Below are 8,127 nucleotides of genomic sequence, written 5' to 3'. Positions count from 1 at the left end.
GTTCTTCAAGCAACGATCGAATGCATTGATTAGCTTCGGCGAGGGTGAAGAAGGTGTGGTGACGCAACCGGGCGAGGATCCAGCGCTCCACGATTTGCACGCCCACTTCTGCCTTGGATTTGTCCTTGGGCTTGTAGGGCCTGGCCGGGAGGATGGCCACCTGATAGTGCTCGGCCAGTTGCTGGTAGCTGGGGTTTAGCTCTGGATCGTACCGACAGGCCTTGCTGACACCGCTGCGCAGGTTGTCCGGCACGACCATCTCCGGAATGCCACCGAAGAACTCAAAGGTACGCACGTGACTGGATAGCCAGTCTCGTAAACTCTGGCTCCAGGTAGCTTCAGCGTAGGTGTAGTTGGAGGCCCCAAGCACCGCCACGAACACCTGAGCGGTGCGTACCTCACCGGTCTGCGGGTTGATGATCGGCACGGTCGGGCCGCAGTAATCCACGAAGCACTTCTCACCGGCCTTATGGGTCTGGCGCATGGAGCGCTTCTGCTGCTTCAGCCAGTGCCGGTAACGGTCACAGTACTGGGAGTAGCTGTAGCAGCGATTGGGATACTGAGCTGTGTATTCCTCCCACAACAGCTGCTTGGTCATCCCTTTACGCTTGAGTTCCTGATGAACGGTGGCCCAGTCAGGCACCTGGTAGCGAGTCGATGTGGTGGGATCGGCACCGGGATAGAACAGGGCCGCAAGGCGGCCATCATCCAAATCCTCGGGCAACGGCCAGTTGAGGTTCAGGGCATCGGCCCGGGCTAACAGCTTCTGGATGGCCCCGACACTGGTCTTGGTGCTGGCACTGATCTGCCGGATCGAGAGCCCGGCTTCCAGCCTTAGGCGAAGCACCTCTCTGATTTTACGCATTGGAATTCTCTTTGCTGGCACAACTCCGCTCCCCAAAAAAAGGAGTCAGAGTAGCAAACGGTTGAATAAACAATGCGTTAAGAAGGATTCCGGTTGAACGTGAACACCGTTTCCGGGAATGTGAACGCTGATTCCGGCATCGTGAACACCGATTCCGGAAAATCCGGAAAAGTGTTCACCTTCAATCGGAACGGCTGTTCACGTTGAACCAGAATCAGTGTTCACGTTCGTCCGGAATGGGTGTTCATGATGGGCCGGAATATGCACTCCCCGGTTCTTTGCCCAGGTTCTGTTTTCTGCGGCCAATGAGGGCGAACACTTTGTGGGTGGCAGAGTGAACACCGCGCCTCAGGTGTATGTTCACGGCCTGGTGCGGGAGGGCAGAAGCATCGAGATCAAACAGGCCCTGATGAGCCAGATGCTTGAAGAAATCGCCCAAATTGGGGAAATCTCAGCTGAAGATGTCTGGATCTATCTGCAGGACATTCCGGCCAACCAGATGATCGAGTTTGGGCGGTTTTTGCCAGCGCCGGGCGATGAGGCTGAATGGGAAAAGGGAATGACTCCGGAGAAGCGGGACAGCTTACCCAAATAACCGCGAAATATATCTGTAGCGGTTTTCGCCAACGCCGCGCTCTGCGGGAAATTTGGAGCGCAACGGAAAATTTTTCCGACAGCAGCGCCTTGTTAGTGCTAATCTCAGAAGAGAAATATGATTCACACTTGAGTGGCTACACGATAGCTAGACGGGGCTTTAATCATATTGATAATTATATGTATTCAGCATGTTAGAGGTTTCATAAGGCTTTCCACCTTGAGTTCTGCGACCATACTCAGCAAATAAGAATAGCCTCTCTTTTGCTCTTGAAGCTATTACATAAAGCATTTTTGACTCAGCATCTCTTCCTACCTGAGCAGGTTGATTAATTATGTCATTCCAATGGGGGATGTAACCTTTTAACAAACCGAATGCTATTACAGTCTTATACTCCTCTCCCTTTACCCCATGGCATGAGTTTACAACTATCCCAGAAGACTCCTTAAAAAAGCTCTTAAGGGCAACTACCGTGTCTTCATATTGACCGTTATTGTTTTCTATATTTGAATTAGCCTTCTCAAAGAACAACTCAAATTGTTCCTTAAGCAAAAAATCATGCGATAAATCTATGTCCAATTCATCGAGAATAAACTCAAAGCACTCTTTAAGGTATTCAGTGCCTATTACAGTATCGCTGTTAAAGGAATTAATTACTTTAAGCAGTTTTCTAGCGGTTAAATTACGGGTTTTATGATGACTCTCTATAAGGCTATTTAACAACTGGTTTGCCCATCTAACGCGAGCACTTAGCAACCTTCCTGACGGCTCACTCAATACCAATTTGGCAACTATCAACCAAAAATTATCTTGTTGGCCATGAAATGGTGATAAAGCTGGAGCATCAAACTTCACTTGCGGAAGTAAAGTTATGAGCTTCTTTGTCATTGACCTTATCGGTGCCCACTGAGGAGCAATAACACATATATCATTTTCATTTGTGCCGTTATTGAGCTCTGCTTGAATTAACCCTGATATGATTTCGGCCAAATTTTCTTTGTCCACTGATTGGTTAAAAAAGCTTATGGTCCCTTGCTCATTTCTATGCGCTGCTTTTGACAGCCCTCCTTGAACACCTCTAAAGGCTGAAAAATAGTCAACCAGTCTTTGCGTAGAGCGGTAATTGTCGCAGAACGTAAAGTGGTTGATATTACTTCCCATAAACTCTGAATTCAATTCCGCTAAGGAAAGAGATTTCCCGCCAATTCCTCCATAAATCGCTTGATTCTCATCTCCTACAATAAACAAAGAAGGCTTTTTCTGTGACTCGTTAAATATCTTAGCTAAAATCGCATACTGTAGATCTTGAGTATCTTGAACTTCATCAACACATATATGAGCAAATATATTGCTTAACGTCTGCGCAACTTCTGGCAGCGTTTCCATTAACTGAAATGCAAAATATAGCGACTGGTCAAAATCGATTTTCTTTCTTGAAGATAGTATCTCACGGTATTCTTGTTCTACTTCTTTTGCTCGGACATTAATATTTTCAACCACACCCCGCCTATTAAAGGTCGTATTTACGTCATCCAAAATTCTTAAACCTTTATCGGCCTTTAATTTGTTAAGAATTCTTCTTGTTTCAAACTCATCGGCAATAGAGTAGCCAGAATTAAGTGCTGCAGAGTATGAGGCATAAGGCCTTATTACCCACTCAATTACAAATGAATGAATCGTACCAGCCCAAACTCGGCCACTTTCGATGGTGTAACTTTCTTCTAGTCTTGTCTTTATTTCATCGGCAGCTCTATTTGTGAAAGTTACAGCGAGCACTTTATTGTTTTTATGTGCTAATTCCTCAACGCATTTTGCTATACGTGCCGTAAGAGCCCTAGTTTTTCCGCTTCCTGGACAGGCTGTAACGTATGCATTTCCGTTGCAGTATACAGCGGCGTGCTGTTCAACGCTTAATTTCATGCTTATCTATCCAGAAGCCGAATCAGGTAAGACAGGTCATCGTCAGGACACTGTTTTTCAAACTCATCAATACAGGAATCAATATTCAAATTATTGTCCGTAAAAAACTGTATTGGTTTATCTTCATCTTCCAATACTGGCATGGGGTTAGAAAGCCTATAACAACACATTTTGTAAAGAATTTTAGGTGCAAGCTTGTAGCCACATGAAAATGCAATTGCATCTAGTATGTAACTGGGAATGTGAGTTTGGGAAGTTACTTTTTCAGAAGTCAGCAGAGACAGCCATCCTTTACCAACCTTGTCTGCAAGACGAAGTATTTCTTTTCCGTAGATCCTAACTTCGCTATCTTCAAGCAAGCCTATTGATTTATCAATACTGGCTTTCTGTTGGTATATAGAGGGAAGCACTTCTTTGATCTCAATTGAATTATCAGCACCAACGAAGTCAACTTCAAAAGTATGGTTGGCGTAAAAGGCGCTGATATAATCATTATCCTTAGTATGTTCGTCTAGCTTGCCCTTTCTAATCACCCCTGACTTTTGAGAATTTCGACATAAATTTTGATAATTGTTGTCATCAGCCTCATCATCTGGAAGGGGCTCGATGGATACATCTAAATCAGTAATAATTGCACAGTTTTTTCGTATCCTGTCCGGGTGAAATAAGTTCGAAATGTGCTCAAAAAAAGCGCTATCCATACTTATTAGACTTATACCAAGTTCGTCCAGTGATAAACCAAGGACTTTTTTAACTAAAGCAGGAATTAAAATCAGCTCCGCTTCGCCCTCAACTAACATTACTCCTTTAGCAAAAAGGAGTGTTGAGCGTGTGGCGTTCAGGTATCTTTCTATGCGGCTACACTCTGTGGAATTTAGATTGTTTGAAGGCTGAAAAACTTCAACGATATTTTCATTTAACCCAAGTATGTTCACCTCGGAAATTTTTGCTACAGATGAGATATGAGCTGAGTGCGTTGATAGGAAAACTTGAGTCTTATTGATAGTGTGGCTTTCAAACAATGTTTTTTGAATATGAGTATGAATATGGGCTTCTGGTTCTTCTATTACTAAAAACTGTGCCGCTTTATCGGCTTCCTGTTTTCGCTCATATTCTAGTAGTTTTAGTGCAACATAAATTAAGTTAGCTCCACCAAGACTGAGCTCATTAAGGTCACCGCTATAGCCGTCCACATAGTTGTCACCAACAGTTAGCGAAAGTTTTTGCAACAGTTTATCTAACTCACTTGGTAAAGACGACTCAATATCAATGATTGGGGAAAACGTATAACCAACCGTTTTATGCAGTGTATCTTGAATTCCGCTGGAAACTTGCCTGATTTCATCCAACTCTGAAATTGCATTGTTTATATCAGAAACAAGGGTAGTTATGTTTTCGGAATCTTTTTCGGATATGTCTGCTTCCAATCCTTTCAACAAAGCTATTAATGGACTGTTTCTGTAGCTCTTTAAGTCTGCGACTACATCTCTCAATGCTTTCACAAATGTAAAGGATACTTCTTCATGCAGTGGTGAAAGCTTTACGCCATAGGCCTTAAAGTCTTTGTTATCCGGATCTGGAAACACGAAATTTTGAAAGTCACCGACTAGGTCTCGATATGTATCATCGCATAAGAAATCAGCGTTTGCTCTACCGGAAAATACCGGCTCATAGTCTTCTATACTTATTTCATCAATTGTTTGCTGGGCTAAAGCTGCGTTACCATTTGCTTCAAACAGAGCTTGCCTTATTTTTAGGCAGGGTCGGAAATAATAGGTTAGAGTGCCTTTTTCACTGCCGTCCATGTGACCCGCATCGTGTTTTAGCATCTGGCAACCTTCATGAGGTGACAGCTCATCAAAATCTACAGAAATCACAATCCAGTGACCTTTCCAATTTCCGAGGTTACGGCAGAAATCGCTATCTCGTAAATTTGTTATGCTTCTGGGTAGTGACTCGTCGAGAAGGAGCCTTAATGCGAAAAGCGCATTGGTTTTGCCTGAACCATTTTCACCGAGAATAGTGTTAACGCCTTTTTTAAACTCGAAATTTGAGCTTAAGAAATTCCTGAAATTTCGTATTCTTAATGAGCTTATGTGCATCCCTTATCCTTGAATTCTTTAGAACTCCCACAAGAGCCCTAACGCCTCGAATAAGCCGCCAATTTGGGGGCAGCAGCGAATAAATTGGTCGACGTGATTCGCTGGTTAACCATCACTTCAATGGAACTTGCTAATCGTTCTAACAATTCGGCGACTATATTGATCCACAACGTGTTCAATCTCATAGAGATGTGGACCGAGAGCCGTCACATCGTAGTCGTTTGATAGTGCGGAAAACAGTAACTGCAATCCATCCTCGCCGTCACCAAATGTGCCTGCTTCATATGCATCAAGTGCTCTTTTCAAACGCGCGTCCTGGGGACTGATATTGAATTGAACTTTAACGTCACGCCTTTGCAATTCCCGATTCACACGAATTGCGACTAATGGCATTGCTATACTCGCAACGAGCGTTGAGACACCAAGAATCAGTTCTATTGAACCGGGTCTAACCTCAAGCACCTCGGTTCTTCGAGGGCGCTTCTCGCCCGTGAGCTTAGTGTAGCGATTGATGGGCGTGGGACGCTTTTTAAGAAAGAACCGTTCAATATCTGCGGTTCTCGACTCCTCAACCATCTCTCCGAAAGCAGCAAGCTGATGCAGATCAGTCGATATGTAACCAAGTTCGTAAAGGTGGGCGAGTTCTCCGCCGAGGTAAATTTTTATTTTCTCGTCCACTAAGACTCCCGAATTTTAATAATGCTTAACGCCACTCAACACCCGCGGCTACGAGATGGAGGCGAAGCCGCAATGCAGTAGCCGTCGCTGTGCCTGAGTTTGTTAGCCCCGTATCAGTCATTGGTCCAACCAAGCTCTCGGGCATAATTTTTTAACTTCTCCAAAATATACTGAGCCACTGTTGATCGGTAATTTGATGAAAGGAAGTCGCTCTTTCTCCAAGTGTATTCCACGCACTGGACTCGGTTCTCAAAATAAACGGCGTTATCAGGTATCAAGGGACAAAATGGAAGCTTCTCTTCTGCCGTGACTCTTTCAAAAGGTATTTCAGAATCATGAAGGAGGTGATCAATACCGATGGCCATTACTCCGTTAAGGTTCTTGTCTTTACCAAGATTAAAACCTGACTCTGCGAGCAGCTGGAATGCTGCTGTAGCTTCGTCGCCCGGAGTACCTCGCGCCTCAAAACGCGACATTGGCGAATTTGTTAGAAACTTACCTAGATCGCTACGTAAAAAATCCCGTACACCTCGGGCTGGGCCATACCGCCGATAACCTGCATCATCAAAAAGAGACATCTCACTGGAAAAGTTTCTGATACATGATGCTGCTGCGGTGGGAGGTAAGCACAGTGCTGATGCGCTGAGCTGAACGATAGTTCTGGTCAATAATCCTCTTCTCTGATCCCACCACTTACCGATAACACTTTGCGGAGTTACTGAGATAAGTGAATGACCATCTAAAAGTCCGTACTTTGCGGAGGAGGTGATCTGGGTTAGCACACCCGGATCAGCGCTTTGGCTTACGAAGACGATAGCGACAGAGACCGGAACTTCCAACTCTGACCGAAGCGCTTGAATTCGTTTGTTGAAGTCTCGCGAAATTCTCCTTAGAAAATCACCGAGGGACCGAAACTCTGATGGCTCGTAGTCTTCAGGGTCGACACCGAGCTCCTCAAGGTGCGGGAGATCGTTGCAAAGAGAGAGCGTATGACGCGCAATTTCTCTCCACATATCACTTGCCGGACCTTCGCAAACCACAGGTAGGTCTACAGAAGCCTCACCCGCGATTCCTACGTATCTGTCAGAAAGATTTTTGGCCGTTTCAGGGTCTGTTTCAGGCCAAAAGAGGACTACCGGAACTCCTGCAGCATTTGTACGCAAAAATCGTTTAATAGCAGCCAGTTCTGCGTCAGAGGGTGGATTATTTTCGCGATGATCAATATTGATTGGAATTATCCTAGCGTTATCGGCTGGCAACGATCTAGAAAATTCCTTAACCGCGAGATTTAAGGAATCAAAATCAAGTTCACCTTCGTACTGAAGCGACTGGGTAAATTCGCCTGGAACCCACTGTGTCGCGTTCATTGCAAAAGTAGTCTTGCCAACCCCAGTTTGTCCGCTGAGAGGGACCAAGATCCCCTCTTTCCGCGTCTTGATCTCGTCAGACAGCACCTTCAAAGTCTCAATATTGGCGTCAGCTGGCTGTACAAGAAGGTTGGCGATATCATCACCAAGGTGGTCGCGGAGACGCTCGTATCTATCGGGTAAAACGAGTTGATTGAGTATGTGATCCATATGTTATTGGTTTTCTCCTTAGTCTAGTTATTGGCTAACAGTGATTAGAAAGCGGGCTTCGTTATTGCAATCATTTGAGCGTCAATAAATGCTCAAAACCAAAAACTCAGATTTCGCCAATTAAATCCTTTAAATCAATGCGCTACGCTGCGTTAATACTCTGGTCGCTCCGTAATCATTTGACAGCTTCGTTACTGCAATAACGAAGCACCAACGATCCCCCGGCACTTGGGAAATGCCTTGCAGCCAAAAAACTCCTTCCCAATATTCTCTCCGCGCCTCACCGTGCGCTTTACCATCTCACCCCGGCACTTCGGGCACCGTGGCTCACTGTTTTTCTTCGCCACGACCTCCTTCACATGCGCCACGTGCCTACGGTGATTTCTGTAG

General features: G+C 45.0%; 7 protein-coding genes. 1 reads left to right on the top strand and 6 read right to left on the bottom strand.

Features of this window, described 5'->3' with window-relative positions:
* Positions 1-886: IS21 family transposase (istA, locus tag B2W52_RS19080; RefSeq protein WP_286803912.1), on the bottom strand; the 886-nt coding region annotated here is incomplete at its 3' end.
* A gap of 313 nt (positions 887-1,199) precedes the next feature.
* Between istA and B2W52_RS19075 the strand changes: the two genes are divergently transcribed.
* Complete coding sequence (locus B2W52_RS19075) at positions 1,200-1,460, top strand: tautomerase family protein (protein WP_273070606.1); 261 nt, start codon at positions 1,200-1,202, stop codon at positions 1,458-1,460.
* Between the two features lie 159 nt (positions 1,461-1,619).
* On the opposite strand, the gene B2W52_RS19070 is transcribed toward B2W52_RS19075, so the two are convergent.
* The 5 genes from B2W52_RS19070 to B2W52_RS19050 all read right to left on the bottom strand — a co-directional run bounded on the left by B2W52_RS19070 (position 1,620) and on the right by B2W52_RS19050 (position 8,084).
* Positions 1,620-3,380: a UvrD-helicase domain-containing protein gene (locus B2W52_RS19070; RefSeq protein ID WP_273070607.1), complete on the bottom strand. Its 1,761-nt coding sequence runs from the start codon at positions 3,378-3,380 to the stop codon at positions 1,620-1,622.
* A gap of 2 nt (positions 3,381-3,382) precedes the next feature.
* Positions 3,383-5,482, bottom strand: coding sequence for an ATP-dependent nuclease (locus tag B2W52_RS19065; RefSeq protein WP_273070608.1), 2,100 nt, complete (start codon positions 5,480-5,482; stop codon positions 3,383-3,385).
* 117 nt (positions 5,483-5,599) lie between these two features.
* Positions 5,600-6,160 (bottom strand): hypothetical protein, encoded by a 561-nt coding sequence (locus tag B2W52_RS19060; protein ID WP_273070609.1) that lies wholly within the window; start codon positions 6,158-6,160, stop codon positions 5,600-5,602.
* Positions 6,161-6,273: 113 nt separating this feature from the next.
* A complete protein-coding gene (locus B2W52_RS19055; RefSeq protein ID WP_273070610.1) occupies positions 6,274-7,737 on the bottom strand; it encodes a hypothetical protein in 1,464 nt (487 codons plus the stop codon).
* Positions 7,738-7,928: 191 nt separating this feature from the next.
* Positions 7,929-8,084, bottom strand: a complete 156-nt coding sequence (locus tag B2W52_RS19050; protein ID WP_286803915.1) for a topoisomerase DNA-binding C4 zinc finger domain-containing protein — start codon at positions 8,082-8,084, stop codon at positions 7,929-7,931.
* Positions 8,085-8,127 lie beyond the last annotated feature (43 nt).

This window comes from Marinobacter sp. UBA2498 (assembly GCF_002341575.1).
Lineage (GTDB): Bacteria > Pseudomonadota > Gammaproteobacteria > Pseudomonadales > Oleiphilaceae > Marinobacter > Marinobacter manganoxydans.
Note: the sequence above shows the minus strand (reverse complement) of the source record. Positions and strands in the feature narration are given on the sequence as shown.